This window comes from Roseateles sp. (assembly GCF_965262435.1).
GTDB lineage: Bacteria > Pseudomonadota > Gammaproteobacteria > Burkholderiales > Burkholderiaceae_C > Paucibacter_A.
This window is the reverse complement of the sequence record NZ_OZ253537.1, coordinates 2269598-2285091: the sequence shown is the minus strand read 5'-3', so window position 1 is coordinate 2285091 and position 15494 is coordinate 2269598. Positions and strand designations below refer to the sequence as shown.

The 15494-nt window shown below is 66.7% G+C and carries 10 protein-coding genes; 5 read left to right on the top strand and 5 right to left on the bottom strand.

The annotated features are described in order from the left end of the window. The first annotated feature begins 89 nt into the window (after positions 1-89). From ACQY39_RS09845 to ACQY39_RS09830, 4 genes are all read left to right on the top strand, one after another. Positions 90-5054 carry a DUF6531 domain-containing protein gene (locus ACQY39_RS09845; RefSeq protein ID WP_428505718.1) on the top strand — a complete coding sequence of 1655 codons (4965 nt, stop codon included), beginning with the start codon at positions 90-92 and terminating at the stop codon, positions 5052-5054. 7 nt (positions 5055-5061) lie between these two features. Beyond that, on the top strand, positions 5062-6033 hold the full coding sequence (locus tag ACQY39_RS09840; protein ID WP_428505716.1) for a hypothetical protein: 972 nt from the start codon (positions 5062-5064) through the stop codon (positions 6031-6033). A gap of 89 nt (positions 6034-6122) precedes the next feature. Next, positions 6123-6299, top strand: coding sequence for a GAD-like domain-containing protein (locus tag ACQY39_RS09835; RefSeq protein ID WP_428505714.1), 177 nt, complete (start codon positions 6123-6125; stop codon positions 6297-6299). A 32-nt stretch (positions 6300-6331) separates the two neighbouring features. Then, positions 6332-7648, top strand: coding sequence for a leucine-rich repeat-containing protein kinase family protein (locus tag ACQY39_RS09830; RefSeq protein WP_428505712.1), 1317 nt, complete (start codon positions 6332-6334; stop codon positions 7646-7648). Between the two features lie 13 nt (positions 7649-7661). On the opposite strand, the gene ACQY39_RS09825 is transcribed toward ACQY39_RS09830, so the two are convergent. Together ACQY39_RS09825 and ACQY39_RS09820 are read right to left on the bottom strand one after the other, a co-directional pair. After that, on the bottom strand, positions 7662-9269 hold the full coding sequence (locus ACQY39_RS09825; protein ID WP_428505710.1) for a PH domain-containing protein: 1608 nt from the start codon (positions 9267-9269) through the stop codon (positions 7662-7664). After that, a complete protein-coding gene (locus tag ACQY39_RS09820) occupies positions 9262-9768 on the bottom strand; it encodes a PH domain-containing protein (RefSeq protein WP_428505708.1) in 507 nt (168 codons plus the stop codon). The genes ACQY39_RS09825 and ACQY39_RS09820 overlap by 8 nt, the downstream gene beginning before the upstream one ends. A gap of 198 nt (positions 9769-9966) precedes the next feature. On the opposite strand from ACQY39_RS09820, the gene ACQY39_RS09815 reads away from it, so the two are divergent. Then, on the top strand, positions 9967-10161 hold the full coding sequence (locus ACQY39_RS09815; RefSeq protein ID WP_263563740.1) for a hypothetical protein: 195 nt from the start codon (positions 9967-9969) through the stop codon (positions 10159-10161). A gap of 10 nt (positions 10162-10171) precedes the next feature. On the opposite strand, the gene ACQY39_RS09810 is transcribed toward ACQY39_RS09815, so the two are convergent. The 3 genes from ACQY39_RS09810 to ACQY39_RS09800 form a co-directional block, all read right to left on the bottom strand. Further along, positions 10172-12448 (bottom strand): diguanylate cyclase, encoded by a 2277-nt coding sequence (locus ACQY39_RS09810; protein ID WP_428505706.1) that lies wholly within the window; start codon positions 12446-12448, stop codon positions 10172-10174. A 65-nt stretch (positions 12449-12513) separates the two neighbouring features. Further along, complete coding sequence (locus ACQY39_RS09805) at positions 12514-14826, bottom strand: TonB-dependent receptor plug domain-containing protein (RefSeq protein ID WP_428505704.1); 2313 nt, start codon at positions 14824-14826, stop codon at positions 12514-12516. A gap of 308 nt (positions 14827-15134) precedes the next feature. After that, positions 15135-15488 (bottom strand): nuclear transport factor 2 family protein, encoded by a 354-nt coding sequence (locus tag ACQY39_RS09800; protein WP_428505702.1) that lies wholly within the window; start codon positions 15486-15488, stop codon positions 15135-15137. Positions 15489-15494 lie beyond the last annotated feature (6 nt).

The following is a 15494-nucleotide window of genomic DNA, read 5'->3' as shown; positions in this document are numbered from 1 at the left end:
CGGACCAAGGTCAAGACAAGGACACTGCAGCGCGCGCGCGGCAAGCACCCGGCGCTGCCCCTGCCGGCCCGCCCTCTTTTGACCTGCCGATGAAACTTCCAAACACACTCCCGCGCCTGCTCCTTGCCAGTTTCCTGAGCTGTGTGCTCGGCCTGCTGGCCCCGGCTGCCCAGGCCCAGCTCTTCCCACCTGGCGGCGGCTGCGACCCGCGCCAGGCCACATGTATGCCTCCGGGGGGCGGCGGTGGAGGTGGCGGTGGAGGTGGCGGTGGGGGCTTGTGCAACATCTTCCCGAACCGCCCCGAGTGCCAGCCCGGTGGTGGTGGGGGCGGTGGCGGCACCTGCACCGCCCCACCCGGCGGCAACCCCAGCTGCGGCGGTGGCGGCCCAGCTGGCCTCGCGGGTGGCGGCGCTGCCGGCGTGCAGCTCGGCGGCGGCAACCCCATCAACCTCGTCAACGGCAACAAATACCAGGAAGAAACCGACCTCGCCGCCCTGCCCGGCGTGCTCGGCCTGGAGCTCAAGCGCCACTACAACAGCCAGAGCAGCCATGCCGGCATCGTCGGCCCGCAATGGCGCCTGAGCTACGAGACCGTGCTCTACGACCTGGGCTCGCAGATCCAGATCTTGCAGGCCGACGGCCGCCGCATCACCCTCGCCAAAGGCCCCGGCGGCACGCTCTGCACCAGCCCCCAGCTCAGCGACGGCCAGGTGCGCATCGAGCGCCGCGCCGACGGCCAGCCTGTCTACCACTGGCGCTGGCCCGACGGCCGAACGCTGAGCTTCCACGGCGGCAGCGGCGGTGGCCACCCCTTGCACACGGTGCGCGCCGCCAGTGGGGAGCAGCTGCAGCTGAGCTACAACCCCCTGGGTGACCTGATCGGCGTGCAAGACCCGCAGGGCCGCAAGCTCAGCCTGATCTACGGCCGCGCCGGCCCTGGCCAGCGCGCCCTGCTCCAGGCCGTGGACACGCCCACCGGCCGCATCGCCTACCAGCACGACAAGCAGGGCCGCCTGCTGCAGGCCAGCTTCAGCGCCCGCAGCGCCACCGGCCTCGCCACCACCCCTGAGTTCACCCGGATCTACCACCACGAGGCCCAGCACAACGGCGGCCAAGCCCACTCATTCGCCCTGACCGGCATCAGCCTGCAGACCCTGGACCCCAAGACCGGCCAGGCCCGAACCCAGCGCCTGTCCACCTATGGCTATGACCGCGAGGGCCGCGCGGTGCTCAGCAGCAAGGGCCTGCCTCTGCAGCTCGACGGCAAGGGTCAGCCCGTGCCCGACACCGGCATCGAGCAGATCAGCCTGCAGTTCGTTCAGAAGCCCCTTCCGACCGAGGGCCGGCCCGACCGCGAGGGCATCGTCCAGCCGCAGAACTTCGGCAAGACCCTGTTGACCAACAGCCTGGGCCAGCAAAGCACCCTGCTCAGCGCCATCGTCGGCGGCCAGTTCCGCCTGATCGAGCTGCGCGGCCCGGGCTGCAGCAGCTGCGGCCCGGCCAATATGCGCTATGGATACGACAGCAGCGGCCGCCTGCTGCGCAGCACCCAGCTGGATGCTCAGGGCCAGCCGGTGCAGGCCGAGCTGCGCCGCTACGACGCCTGGGGCCGGCTGCTCCAGCTCAGCCAGCAGGCGTACCAACAAGGCAAGCCAGTGGGTGCACCGCAGCTGCTCAAGCGCTACGAGTACACCGACCGACGCTTCAAGGACGGATCCATCGCCCTGGGCCAGCAGCCCACGCTGATCGCCCGACCCAGCGTCATGACCGGCAAGGAGCACAGCACCCGGCTGAGCTACAACGACCTGGGGCAGGTCGTGCGCGTGAGCGAAGCGGGCTGGAGTCCAGTGAGCGACAAGGGCGACGAAGCGCCGCAGGGCGTGGCCATCACGCGCACGACCGAGTACCGCTACAGCACGATCAATGGCCGCAGCGTGCTGGCTGCCATCGACGGGCCGCTGCCCAACGGTCCCAAAGGAACGCCCGAGGATTCGGATGTGACCCAGGTGTTCTGGGACGCCCGCGCCGACCGGCCCGTCAAGCTGCTCCACCCAGCGGGTCTGATTACCCGTGCCGAGTACAGCGCTGAAGGCCTGACACAAAAGCTGGTCGGCATGGACGGCGTGGTCAGCGAATTCGAGTACACGCCCGGTGGCGCTATTGCCAGCATCACGCGGGCGGGCGTGAAGCGGCGCTTTGAACATGACGCCCAAGGCCAGACCGTCGGCGTGCTGGAGGCCACCGGTGCCCGCACGCGCGCCGCCTTCGATCTGAGCGGCCAGCTGACGGCGATGTTCGACGGCCAGAACAATCGCATCGAGCTGACGCGCGACCTGGAAGGGCGCCTGACCCGAGCTCGGCTGCTCAATTCCAATGGCAGCGTTTCGCAGCAGCGCGACTTCGCCGCGCAGGACGAACTGGCCGCTGCAAGCGGCTCGGGCCGCGATGCTGTGATGGAGGCCATGCGCCAGATCGTCAGCCGCGCAGAGGACAGCGGCAATATGGCCCGACCCGACTTGCTGGCGGCCATGCACGCGGCGCAAGACGCGCTGTCCGATACCGCCGCGCCTCGCCCACAAGCCTATGCCCATGTGGCCGATGCCAACGGCGCCTACACCAGCTACTACCGAGATGACTTCCATCAGCTGCGTCGCGTCGAGAGCCCGACCACGGGGGTGGCTGTGTTCGAGTACGACGCCGCAGGGCGCCTGCTGGCCCGCGTGAACGTGGACCTCAATCGCGCCGAGTACCGCCGGGACGCGGCTGGACGGGTGGTGGCGGTGAAGGTGAGCGACGTGCACGGCAACGTCGACGAAGACGCACAGATCATCTGGGGGCCAGGCAACAAGCCGCAACGCATCCGCTACCTGGCCGGTGAAGAGCACTTTGCCTACGACAGCGGTGGCCGCCTCGTCGAGCATGAGCAGCGCGTCGACCAACATCGCTGGAAGATCCGCTACGCCTACAACGCCGCGGGTCAGATGACGGGCAAGACCTTGCCCGGCGGCCAGATGCTGAGCTACCGCTACCGTGGCAGCCAGCATCCGCGTGCGGGCCTGCTGGAGTCCGCAGGGCTGGGCACACGACTCGAACGACCGCTGGTGTATGGCCTCAATGACGAGACCGACAGCTACACGCAGCGCCGCTTCATGCTCGGCAACGGCCTGAGCAATGAACGCAGCTTGGACGCACAAGGCCGCGTGGTCGCCGCCGGCACTGCCGAGGTGGGCCAGACGCAGCTGGGCTACGCCTCGGCGACCCCTGGGGATGACGAGCCTGCGCAGGTCAGGACGCAGCGCAGCTTGGGGCTGGGCCAAGTCGCTGCCGGCTCGCCGCTGTGGCAGGCCCGGCTGCATGCCCAGATGGACCGCTGGCGCAGCCCGGTCAGCGCCGCGCAACTCCCAGCCGACGGCAGCGCGCACGAAGGCGTGGTGCTGCGCAGCGAGCTTTTCGACGACCTCGGTCGCCAGCTCACGCGCGGCGGGCTGCGCTTGAGCTACGACGCGCTGAACCGCCTGACCGAGGTGCAGCGTGACACCAGCACCGCCATGCAGCCGGTGGCCCAGTACCGCTACAACCTCTTCGGCCAGCGCATCGCCAAAGTCGTGCCCCAGGCCGGCGGACAGGGCAGCACGACGACCTATTTCTTCTACGACGGCAGTCAGCTGGTGGCCGAGGCCGATGCCGAAGGCGCCGTGCAGCAGCAGTACGTGTGGATCAACGACAAGCCCGTGGCCATGCTGACCCAGGGTCAGGTCTTGCATGTGCACACCGACCACCGCAATGCCCCGCTCGCGCTGACCGACGCCTCGCGCCAGGTGGTCTGGCAAGCGCAAGTGGCCGACTACCTCGCGGCCACCCCGGCGCAAGGCCGGTCGCTGGGCAGCGTCGCCTTCAATCTGCGCGGCTCCAACCAGTACCACGACCCCGAGACCGGGCTGCACTACAACACCCATCGCTACTACGACGCGCAAGCCGGCCGCTACCTCACGCCGGACCCCATGGGCCTGGCCGTCGGGCCGGACCTGTATGCCTTCGCGCTGAACCGCCCGCATTCGATGCAGGACCCGCTGGGCTTGGCGCCCATCACCCGCGACGAAGACGTGCCGACCGCTGACTTCGCCGACAAGCTGAAGTACGTCTTCGAGAAAGCCGCAGCGAAGTATCCCGGCGAGGTGGGCAATGCGCTGCTCGAGATGGTGAGCCCCACCTCTCTGGCCACGACCGCCGGCATCTTTGCCGTCTGGGCCGTCGCCCAGGCTACACCGGTGGGCTGGGCTGCCGATCTGCTGGTCGTCGGTGTGGGCTACTTCCTGCTCGGCTCCGCCATCGTCGAGACCCTGGAGACCTTTGTATCCACCTCGCTCAAGGTCTACAACGCCAAGTGCCTCGGTGATCTTGATGCGGCCGCCGACATCCTCGCCCGGGGCCTGGGCAGCGCCACAGCCAATATCGGCGCCGGTGCCGCAGCAGCCGGTGCACCCAAGCTCGCCAAGATCATCCGCGACCTGCTGAACAAGCGACCCGCAGGCACGGTGCCCACGCCACCTCGGGCCAGCAATCCACCGCCTGCTCCGCCGCCGGCCGCGCTCAACTCACTCAAGGGAAAGCAGCTGTTTGGCCCACGCCTGAGCAACGTCAGGACGAACAATGACGGTAAGCTCGGCGAGCAAGTTGCGGCCCAGGTACTCGAAGCGATGACGGGTGCAAAGTACAAAGGCATTCAAAATAGATCGGGCAATGGTCCGGACCTCATTCGAATCAATCCACAAACCAGAACCATTGAACATGTCGAGGTCAAGTCCAGCCAGACTGGTGCACCGGGTTGGCCTGCGGGGAATGGGGCGACAAGGTTCCGTGACTGGATCTTTGAGGCGCAGCGGTTCGGGACCATTGCTGGCAAGGCTGTTTCGCCTGCCGATCAGCGCTACGCAAAGCAGATCCAGGCACTGCTCGACCAAGGATACAAGTTGGACAACAAAGTCATGCAAGTCACCATTCCGCCACCCAACAAGACCGGCACGCCGATTTTGGAACTGTTCGACTGGGTATAGAAACACCATGACTGCAGCAAGCTTCCAAGGATCTGGCCCAGCCGCTAAGTTCCCTTCGATCCGCAAATTTCTCGCGAACTACGTCCTGGGTCTACAGAACTGGGAAACGGAAGATTTGGGTTTCCTCAAAAGGTACGCGGCTGAAGGCGGTTTTCCCTACCCTTCCCCTGACGGAGAGGGCATGTGGACTTACACGCTGGCCAATGCCAAAGACGACCTAGCACGCGTCGGCGTAGCACTGCGTTGGTCAGCCATCCAGTCTTGCCTCAAGGGCGAGCCTGGGTATGAGGCGACCTGGATACGAGCCGCCGCCTACGAATACTGGGGGGGGCGTGCGGAACACCGCTTCGACCAATTCATGCTGCAAGACCACCGTAACGGCGGCCGGCCGCAATACTTGGGGATGCTCCGACTGCGCTCGGCAGTTTCCAGTCTGGCTCGGGTGTACTTACTGGACTGGAATCAGGAGACTTTGGCATTGACGCGCTGGATACTCTCTGCGCTGTCCCACGACGCCTATTTCGACGCCGATGAGAGCTCACACCCGCGTGCCCAGTTCTTTGTGCTTCGCCTGCTGGCCTCGCATTTCGGACTAGCGATGCCGGTGGATCCACGCTTTGCCCATGATGAACCGATCTACGAGTTCCTTCTTGAGCATTGGCAAACGCCTGACCCCTTGCGGCTGACGGATGCACTGCTGGCGGCGCTGGACCGCCACACGCATCAGAGCGTTAGGCCCAAGCGCAATGGCCCGGCCTCAGATTTCTCATTCGACGAGGACTGGTATTTTCCCTACGAAGTGCTGCTCGTGCTGAAGCTGCGCGAGTTGGCCGGCTTGTCCAATCCGGCGGCCGAGCTCCTGGCGCATCCGCTGACGGCCACGCCGCTAGGGCGGCTGCCGACACCGACGCCGGTTTACAGCGATGCGGTCCTGGACGGTGTTGTGCGGCGGCTGCGTGAGGAGTTCCCTGATCTTTGAGAGCTGATTCGGCGAGACCCACGACAAGGTGTCCGACGTGGCCAAGTTCGAGCGCGCGTTCAACGGGCAGCTGCATCGGAAAGCCATGAATGCGTGACGGGACTTACAGCTTTTTGATCGAGCAGTTGGGACAGCCCACGCTCAAACGCGAGGTGCCGACTGCCGCTCTGAACAAGTACAAAGGCATCGTTCCCGACTTGCTCTTGACCTATTGGGAGTCCTTGGGGTCCGCCACAGCCTGGGCAGGCGATGCGGCCCCTCGGTGAGGCGCTGGATGAGCTGCAGCTATCCTGCCGCCATGACACATGCAAACTTGTTCGCGCTGCGCAGCGGCGCCTTGAAAGGCAGCACGCAGCTGGACCTCAGACACGCCGGCCTGCAGGCCCTGCCCGATGAAATCCTCCAGCTGGCCGACAGCCTGGAAGTGCTCGACGTCTCCAGCAATGCGCTGAGCCAGCTGCCCGACTGGCTGGCCGATCTGCCGCGCCTGCGCATCCTGTTCGCCTCTCAGAACCAGTTCAGCGAGCTGCCCGAGGTCCTGGGCCGCTGCCCGCAACTGGAGATGGTGGGCTTCAAGAGCAACCGCATCGAGCGGTTCAGCGGCGCGGCCCTGCCCGCGCGCCTGCGCTGGCTGATCCTGACCGACAACCGCATCGACGCGCTGCCGGCCGAGATCGGTCGCTGCACGCGGCTGCAAAAGCTGGCCCTGGCCGGCAACCGCTTGCGCGCGCTGCCGCCCGAGCTGCAGCAATGCCGGGCGCTGGAGCTGATCCGCGTTTCAGCCAATGCGCTGCAAGCCTTGCCCGAAGCACTGCTGCAGCTGCCGCGCCTGAGCTGGTTGGCCTTCGGCGGCAACCCTTTCAATCGCGAGCTGGAGCAAGCCGCGCTGGCGCACACGCCCCTGCCCGCCCTGCCCTGGCCCCAGCTGCGCCTGGAACAGCAGCTCGGTGAAGGCGCGTCCGGCGTGATCCACCGTGCGCTGCAGATCGATGCGGCTGAGCCGGTGGCCGTCAAGGTCTTCAAGGGCGAGGTCACCAGCGACGGCCTGCCCGACAGCGAGATGGCCGCAGCCCTGCAGGCCGGTGCCCACCCGAACCTGATCCCCCTGCGCGCACGCCTGAGCGAGCACCCGACCGAGGCTCAAGGCCTGGTGCTCGATCTGATCAGCCCGGCCTTCCGCAGCCTGGCCGGGCCGCCCAGCCTGGCCAGCTGCAGCCGCGATGTCTATGCCGAAGACAGCCGCTTCAGTCTGAGCGCCCTGCTGCGCATCGCCCGTGGCATGGCTTCGGCCTTGGCCCAACTGCAGGCTCGGGGCCTCTGTCATGGCGACTTCTACGCCCACAACATCCTGCACGACGGCCAGGGCCTGGCCTATCTCGGGGACTTTGGTGCGGCGTCCTTCTTGCCGCGCGCGGCCAGCGTGGCGCAGCGCGAAGCGGTGGCGCGCATCGAGGTGCGTGCCTTCGGCTGCCTGCTGGAGGAATTGCTGGCGCGCTGCGAGGAAGCCCCCCCGCTGCCACTGCACAGCTTGCGCGACGCCTGTATGGCCGAGGTGCCCGCAAGCCGGCCCTCATTCGAAACCATCATCGCGGCCCTGGAAGGCATCCAGCGCTGAGCGGCTGCGGCGCTCAGACACTGCACCAGAGTCGCCGGTGCAAGGCGTCGGCCTGAGCCCGCTCCAGGCAAGGGATGTCCAGCGCCCGCTGCAATTTGGACCCGCCCTGGGTGTCGATCTGCAGATGCACCAGCCCAAGACGGCGATCCAGCACATTGCTGGAAAAACGCAGGGACTGCAGGCGCGGCGCCGCCACGATCACCCAGCGCTGGGTGAACACGCCGCTGCGGAAAACCAGAACCTCGTCGCTCAGCGCATAGGCAGAAAACGCGACCCAGGCGCGCGCGTAGGCCAGGCCGGCCAGCAACAAGGCAGCCGCAGCCGCACCGATGCCATACCAAGGCAGAGCCCAATCCATCACCAAGCCCGCGATCAAGATCAAGAGCAGACCCAAGGGCAGAGCAAAACGCCACTGCCCGTAAAGCAGGCGTCGCAAACTGGGGCGACCCAGGCGCTGCCAACGCAACTCCGACCAGTCCAGGCCGGGCAGGCAAGTCTTCAGAAGAAGCTGGGCTTGCGCCGGCGTGGCGAGCGGTGCCAATTCGCTGAACTGGCCTGCCGGCCCCAGACCCTCTTTGTCTTGATGGGCGGTGTCGCCGGCCACCGAAACGCCCAAGCGGCAACGACCCAAGCGGCGCTGCAGCCAGCTGGCGCTGAACTCCCAGCGCTGCAGCCGGGGCAGACGCGCGCCGGCGCGCACCCTGGTGCTGAGCCCATGCGACGCCAGCAGACGTTCGCCCTGCAGTTCCAGGCGGAAGCCGTGATAACGCAGCACAGCCAACACGACCGACAGCAGTCGCATCAGCAGCAAGACCGTCAGCACGGCGCTGAGGCCCAGCATCAGCAGATGCAGCCAGCGGTGGTCCTTCATATCGTCGATGAACAAACGCCCCAGGGCACGAGCCGGTGCCCCCAACCATTGGCCAAGCAGGCGGCGAGCTTGGTCATTGGGCATGACCGCGCCGAAGAAGGCCCCCACCAGCAACATGCCGCCGTTCGAGCTCAGGCCCAGCAAGACGATCTCGCGCAAGGGCATGGCCAGCAAGAGGCGCGGCGAGCCCGAAGCCGCAGCGGCCGGCTCAGAGCGATCATGGCCAGCTGGATCGGCCAGATCGGTCTGCGGCAGCGCGAGGGACGCGCTCTCGCAGTCGCTCCGCTGGCCGCGCAACACGGCCTCCAACCGGGCCGCCTCGGCCAGACTCAGCACACGCATGACCGCCTCGGGTTTGCCACCCGCGGCCGAATCCAGGCGCAGCACGGTCACGCCGAGCAAGCGGTGGAAGAGCTGGCTTTGCTGGCTGATGTTGTGGATGCGGGCAAACGGGATGTGGCGCTGGGTGCGGTCCAGCAGGCCTTCGCGCACCAGCAATTCGCTGCCCAACACCTGGTAGCTGAAGCTGCGCGTGCGCAGCACCGCCCACAAGGCATAAACGGCCAAGGGCCCGATCAGCCAGACCGACCACTCCGAATCACGCTGGCCCAGAAGCAGATAGGCGAGGATGGGAAGCAGCAGCTGGCGCAAGACCCCAGCGATGGCAAACAGCCAGGACAGCGGATGCAGGTGACGGAGTGCCGCGGCACCCGCAGCGGACGCCGCGGTGTTCCCGCCGGCCTCAGTCATGCTCGCCTCGCTGGCGCGGCAGCAAACTCTCGCGCAGGCTGTGCGCCAAGGCTTGCGGCAGGCCCTCGATGCGGGTGTGGTGGTCGTGCGTGCCGGCCGTGTGCAAGCTCAGCGAGGCCATGGCCCAGCGCCGGTCCAGCGGCCCCTGGCTGACGTCCAGATGCTGCAGCCGGGCCATCGGCACCCAGACCTCGCTGCGCCACCAGACACCGCTGTACAAGACCACGCCCTCATCGGCGCGCAACTCGGCGCGGTACAAGGCATGGCGGCGCGCGCCATACCACCAGCCCGCCAAGGCACCCAGCGCCAGCAAGACGAGGCCAGCGCTCAGCAGCAGGGGCCGGTCGGCCGCATTGCGGCGCAAGCTCAGCAGCACATGCAGCAACAACAAAGCGGCTCCAGGCAACGCCAGCAACAAGGCGTACTTCAGCTGCCAGTAGCGGCCCAGCTCGGGCAGCGTGTCCAGCAGGACGGGGGGCGAAGATGAATTGGTTTCCATGCACAGGGCTCCGGCGCCCGGCGGTGAAGGTGCCGCACCTTCCACCCGCCGAATCGCTACGCCGGGCATTCTGCCTGCTGCTGATCGGCTTGAGCTGCGGCTGAAGCCACCCGAAGTGCGGACCGTCGACCGGCCCGTGACGGGCCGCCCTTGCCCTGGCTACAGTGCCTGTGCCTTCTCTTCCTGCACTTTGACGCCATGAAACTGCTGCTTTGGTTGATCTTGCTGATCCTGTGCTGGCCGCTGGCCTTGCTGGCGCTCCTGCTCTGGCCTCTGGTCTGGCTGATCAGCCTGCCCTTCCGGCTGATCGGCATCAGCGTCGAGGCGGTGTTCGCGCTGCTGCGCGCCCTGCTCTTCTTGCCGGCGCGCCTGCTGGGCTACCGCGAGCGCTGATGAGGGCCGGCTAGCCCAGGGAGTCTGCTGCTCGATCAGCGGACGCCGCAGACTCGAGGTGGTCACTGCGTCGCTTTTTCATGCCGGCCTTGACCTCGTACATGCGCGTGTCCGCATGCGCGATGCAGGCCTGGAGCGACTGCTCGGCGGAGTCACGCATGGCATAGCCCAAGGCAGCGCTGGGGCTGACCCAGAAGCCAGGCGCCAGCTCGCGGCGGTTCAAATGGCAGCGCGTCTTCAAGGCCTCCAGTTCGGCCAGCAGCGCGGCCTCGCGCCGGCGCGGCAGCAGGAACAAAAACTCGTCGCCGCCGATGCGGTAGGCGTCAGCCTCAGGCCATTGCGCGCGCACGGTTTCCGCGAACAGCTGGATCAGCGCATCGCCCGCTGCGTGGCCATGGGCATCGTTGACATGCTTGAGGTTGTTCATGTCCGCCACCACCACAGCCTGCGGGAAGTCCGCCGCCTGGGCCGGCTCGCCGTGGTCGGGCCGGTGGCTGAAGTAGTTGCGGTTGTGAAAGCCGGTCAGGCTGTCGGTGTAGAGCAGGTGCTCGCGCTCGCGCAAAAACTGGGTCTTGGCTCGCTGCTCGATCAGCTTGCGCACCGTCCGCACGGTCAGCAGGAGGATCACCAACAGTACCGCGCCCAGCAGGGCCAGCAGCAACAGCAGCTGGCTGTTGGCCTCGTTGCGCAGCGAGGGCACCGATTGAATACCCAGGTACTTCATCTCCTCGAACTGGATCAGGGGGATGACCTTGTCCATGATGGCGGCCAGCTCGGTCTGGCGGCGGCTGACACCGAAGTAAATGAAGGAGTCTTTGGAGGTGATGCCGCGTTTGACCACATCGCCATAGCCCAGGCCGTTGATGTAGAACTCCACCACGGTCGGGTTCTCGATCAAATAAGCCGCCTTGCCGTCGCGCACCAGTTGCAGCGATTCGATGATGTTGGCGGTCTTGACGATCTGCAGGCTCTTGAGGTTCTTGCGCAGGTATTCCTCATGCCAGAAGCCATCGATCACGGCCACCCGCAAGCCGTCCAGGCCGTAGACATCCTGGACCGGCGGGCTGCTCTTGAGGCCGACGATGATGTCGCGCTCGGTGCTGATGGCGCGCGGGAAGATGAAGTCGGCCAGTCGATCGTCGGTCTTGGCCATGTTCAGCACGTCCACCTGGCCGTGGCGCGCCTGCTCCATCAGCTGCGCAAACGGCGCGCTCACCACCTTGAAGCGGATGCCGATGATCTCGCCGATGCGCTGCAAGGTGGCGCCGGCAATGCCTTTGTACTGGCCTTTGTCGTAATGATCGAAGGGCAGGTAGTCCTCGGCCACGCCCACCACGGCCTCGCCGCGCTCGTCCAGCCACCGCAGCTCGGCGGCGCTGAGACGCAGCACCTTGCGGTTGTAGCTGCGCGCCGCATCCTGGGCCAGGGCCCGGATCTGCTCCGGGCGCTGGGCGATGTAGCGGTCAATGATCTGACTCAGCAGCTGCCGCTCCGTGGCCACGGCGAAGGTCATGTCCGAGGTGATGGACTTGAGCTCGGCCACCAAGGTCAGCCCGGGGAACTGGTGCAAGAACTCGTACTCGACGCCGCCGCCCGAGGTCACGAAGCCGTCGACCCGGCCCTCGCTGAGCGCGCGCAGGCCGGCGGCCTGGTCGTCGAAGCTGGCGACCTGGAACTTGATATTGGGGAACTCCTTGGGCAACTGCTCGATGACAAAGTCGGCGGCCAGAAAGCCGACCGTCTTGCCGTCGAGGTCGCCCAAGGTCTGCACGCTCGAGTCCTTGCGGGCGAACACGACGTAAGGGTAGCGCTGCGCCGCCTGGGTGAAGCGCATGATTTTTTCGCGCTCGGGCGTGGGGTTGGCGCCATAGAGCACATCGATTTCGCCGCGCAGAAAGCGGCCGTAGGCATCGTCCCAACCCTTCACATCGGCGGGCACCAGGCGCAGGCCCAGCTGGCTCTGCATGTCCTTGAGCAGGGCCGGCAGCAGACCCATGCGCTGGCCGCGGAACTCGAAACTGTCCATGCCCGCGAAGGGATCGAAGCCCACGGTGAGCGTGCGGTGGCGGTGCTGGTCGATCCAGGTCCGCTCGTCCTCGCTGAGCTGCAAGGCGGCGCTGGCGGCCGGCAGGGCTCGCGCGGCGCTGCTGGCAGGCGCCTGGTTCTGGGCGCTCGCGGCCGGCGCCCAAAGCAGAGCGGCCGCTAGGAGCATGGACAACACGGGCCACAGAAGCAGGGTCATCAGGGCCTGGCGCCCGGCCCGAAGGAACATCACGCGATCGATCAAGGACGCCACCCTCCTGCTGAAGCAAGCGGCACCATGCTAGCCGAGAACCGTCGAAGCGGCAGGGTTCAGACTTTCATTTCTAAACGAAGTTGCCACACCGTATAGCTGCGCCCTCCGCCCTCGTTGATGACCTGCAGGCGATCGGTGGTGGTGGTGCTGCCGGTGGTGTAGTCCAGCGGCGCCAAGTTGCTGGCTGACAGGCGCAGCTGGGTGTCGCGGTCGAAGTTCCAGAGCGCGAAGGCATCCAGCACCAGCTTGCGGCTGCTGCGGGCTTCGGTCAGCAGGGTTTGCTGCACGACGGTGGCCGGCGTCCAGTTCAGGCCAGCGCCCAGGCTCAGCGGCAGGCTGCGCAGGCGGTAGTCGGCACCCAGATTGGCGGTGGCGCGTGGCTGCGGGTCGATGCGGTTGTTGGGGCCAGGAATGCCGTCCACGCGCGAGCGGAACAAGCTCAGATTGCTGCGCAAATTGATGGGTAGGGCCTCGTCCACGAACTCGTCGAGGCGGAACTTGGCCTCCAGCTCCAAGCCCAGGGTTAGGGCATTGCCGATGTTCTGCGGCCGGCTCACCCAGCGCGGCACATTGGCCCAAGAGACGGTCTCCAGCCGGGTGACATTGCGCATCAGGTCACTGATGCGGCGCGCGAAGAAGCTGGCGCTGAGGATGCCGCCCTTGCTGAGGTAGTTCTCGTACGCGATGTCGATGCCGGTGGCGAGCTCAGGCCGCAGCAGCGGGTTGCCCGAGCGGTCGGCATGGTTGACTTCGTTGGGGCCGCAGGCCTGGCCGCTGGCGCAGGGGTAGAAGGAATTGATGCTGGGCCGGGCGATCAGGTCCTGCAGATTGGGGCTGCGGTAGCTGCGCGTCAGGCTGGCGCGGATTTGGTCGCGGCTCTTTTCGTCGAACTTCCAGACCCCGTGCAGCAGCGGCGTCCAGACGCTGGCGCGGTGGCTGACCGCGTAATTGGCCGCCGAGCTGCGCGTGGCGATGGTCTCGCCGCGCAGGCCGGCGTAGAAAGACCATTGCTTGCCCACGCTCCACTCGTCCTGGGCATAGAGGGCCAGGCGCTGGGTCGAGGCCGCCAGATCGTCACCGAAATCGAGCAGACCCGGGCAAGCCACACCGTCCTGCAGGCAGCGGCGCTCCTGCTCGCGATGCGTGCCCTCGCCCTCCAGGCCGCCGACCAGGCTGTGCTCGTTCTCCAGTTGGCGCGAGTACTTACCGTTCAGGCTCCAGTTGCGGTCACTGCTGTCGGTGTTGTCTTGCTGGATACGGCTGGGCGCCGGTGTGCCGGTCTTGAACTCTTCGCGCAGGCTGCTGGAATCGCCGCGCCCGGCGCCAGCGCCGGCACGCAGCTCAAGGCGGCTCGCTTCGTCGATGCGGTGGCTCCACTGGGAGTTGAAGCGCAGCATTTCCATGCTGTTGCGTGAGGCGGTCTGGCTGCGGTCAAAAGTGTTGAGCGCCGGGTCGACCTGACCCTCGCGCTGCAGCTGGGCCTGGTTCTGGCCTTGGCTGCGCATGGCCATCAAAAAGGGCTGGACGCTCAAGGTGTCGCCGCCGTCCAGGCGCCACTGCAGGCGCGCGGTCAGGTGCAGGTTACGACGCTGGTCCTCGTTCTGGCTGTCGGTGCGCTGCAGACTCTGCAGCCCGGTCTTGAGGTCGCGGCTCAGCGAGGTGGACAGATTGTGGTCGCGGTTCTCGCTCTGCTGGACATTGACGCTGAGGTTGTAGACGCCGCCTTGCTCATCGAGCTTGTCATTGCGGCTCCAGCTCAAGCTCGGGCTGATGTGGCCGCGCTCCAGGCTCAGGCCGGCGCGCCAATCGTTCAGACGCTTTTGCAAGGCCTCGCGCAGCACCACATTGATGGTGCCGGCCACGGCCCGGGCGCCGAACTCGGCCGTGGGCGCACGCATCACTTCGATGCGCTCGACCTGCTCGGGCGGCAGCTGGTCCAGCGAGAAACCCGGCGACATGCGCTCGCCGTTGACCAGGATCTGGGTGTAGCCGCCGCCCATGCCGCGCATGCGCACCTCACCGCCGCGGCCGGGCCGGCCGCCGGTGGTCACGCCGGGCAGGCGCTTCAGGGTCTCGCCGACGCTGCTGTCGCCGAAGCGGTCGATTTCCTCCCGGGTGATGATGATCTTGGACGCCGTCGAGGCCCGCCGCACCGCCTCGTCGCTGGGGCCGCCGCTGACCTCGACGCGCTGCAGCTGTTCATTCTTGCCCGCCGGCTGCGCGGCAGGCCGGGGCACGACCGCCTTGGCCGGCGCACTGGCCGCAGCAGCCGGCGGCGCCACGCTCTGGGCTTGCGCAGGCAAACCCGCCAGGGCCAGGCTCATGGTCAGCAGCGAAGGGGCAAAAGCAAAACAGGGTGCAGTTTTCATGGGCAAGGCCGGGTCGCGCTGAACGCGCAGCAAACAGGGGTGTAGCAGAAACGGCGCGAAGCATGGCACAGCCGGACCGTGCGGCCGCCCGCGCCGGACGGCCTTTTAACTTCTTTACGGGCGCGAGCGGATGCCGAATGCCGAATGCCGAATGCAGAGTGAACAAGTGAACAGGTGAGCGGCGCTGCGCGCCTGGTGAACCATTCACCATTCACCATTCACCATTCACCATTCACCATTCACCATTCACCATTCACCCATTCACCCGTTCACCTGTTCACCTGTTCACCCCCTTCACCCTCACTCACTCACTCATTCCCAAAAAAATACACCTCGGCGATCCGCCCCGCCCGGCAACGGTAGACCACCATCACCTGCTGGGCCTCCGGGCCGCGGCCGTGCACCCATTCATGGTCGACCACGGTCTGGCCCATCAGCAGGCGCTCGCGCACCTCGGCCTGCACCTGAGGCATTGCAAACGGCCCCGTGCGGTAGCTTTCGCGAAATGCGGCCAGGCCCACCGTGCGCGGCGCCTCGGCCGGCATGCGCCAGACCTTGACGTCCTCGCTATAGCAGGCGCAAAAAGCCTCCAGGTCCTTGGCGTTGTAGGCCTCCAGCTGGGCTTGGGCCAGGTCGGCGGGGCTGCGTTCGATAGTGCTCATGGCGTG

Bases quoted from the DNA above. Each gene is read 5' to 3' on its own strand.
- ACQY39_RS09845 (WP_428505718.1), top strand. From the start codon at position 90: ATGAAACTTCCAAACACACTCCCGCGCCTGCTCCTTGCCAGTTTCCTG.
- ACQY39_RS09840 (WP_428505716.1), top strand. From the start codon at position 5,062: ATGACTGCAGCAAGCTTCCAAGGATCTGGCCCAGCCGCTAAGTTCCCT.
- ACQY39_RS09835 (WP_428505714.1), top strand. From the start codon at position 6,123: ATGCGTGACGGGACTTACAGCTTTTTGATCGAGCAGTTGGGACAGCCC.
- ACQY39_RS09830 (WP_428505712.1), top strand. From the start codon at position 6,332: ATGACACATGCAAACTTGTTCGCGCTGCGCAGCGGCGCCTTGAAAGGC.
- ACQY39_RS09825 (WP_428505710.1), bottom strand. From the start codon at position 9,269: ATGACTGAGGCCGGCGGGAACACCGCGGCGTCCGCTGCGGGTGCCGCG.
- ACQY39_RS09820 (WP_428505708.1), bottom strand. From the start codon at position 9,768: ATGGAAACCAATTCATCTTCGCCCCCCGTCCTGCTGGACACGCTGCCC.
- ACQY39_RS09815 (WP_263563740.1), top strand. From the start codon at position 9,967: ATGAAACTGCTGCTTTGGTTGATCTTGCTGATCCTGTGCTGGCCGCTG.
- ACQY39_RS09805 (WP_428505704.1), bottom strand. From the start codon at position 14,826: ATGAAAACTGCACCCTGTTTTGCTTTTGCCCCTTCGCTGCTGACCATG.
- ACQY39_RS09800 (WP_428505702.1), bottom strand. From the start codon at position 15,488: ATGAGCACTATCGAACGCAGCCCCGCCGACCTGGCCCAAGCCCAGCTG.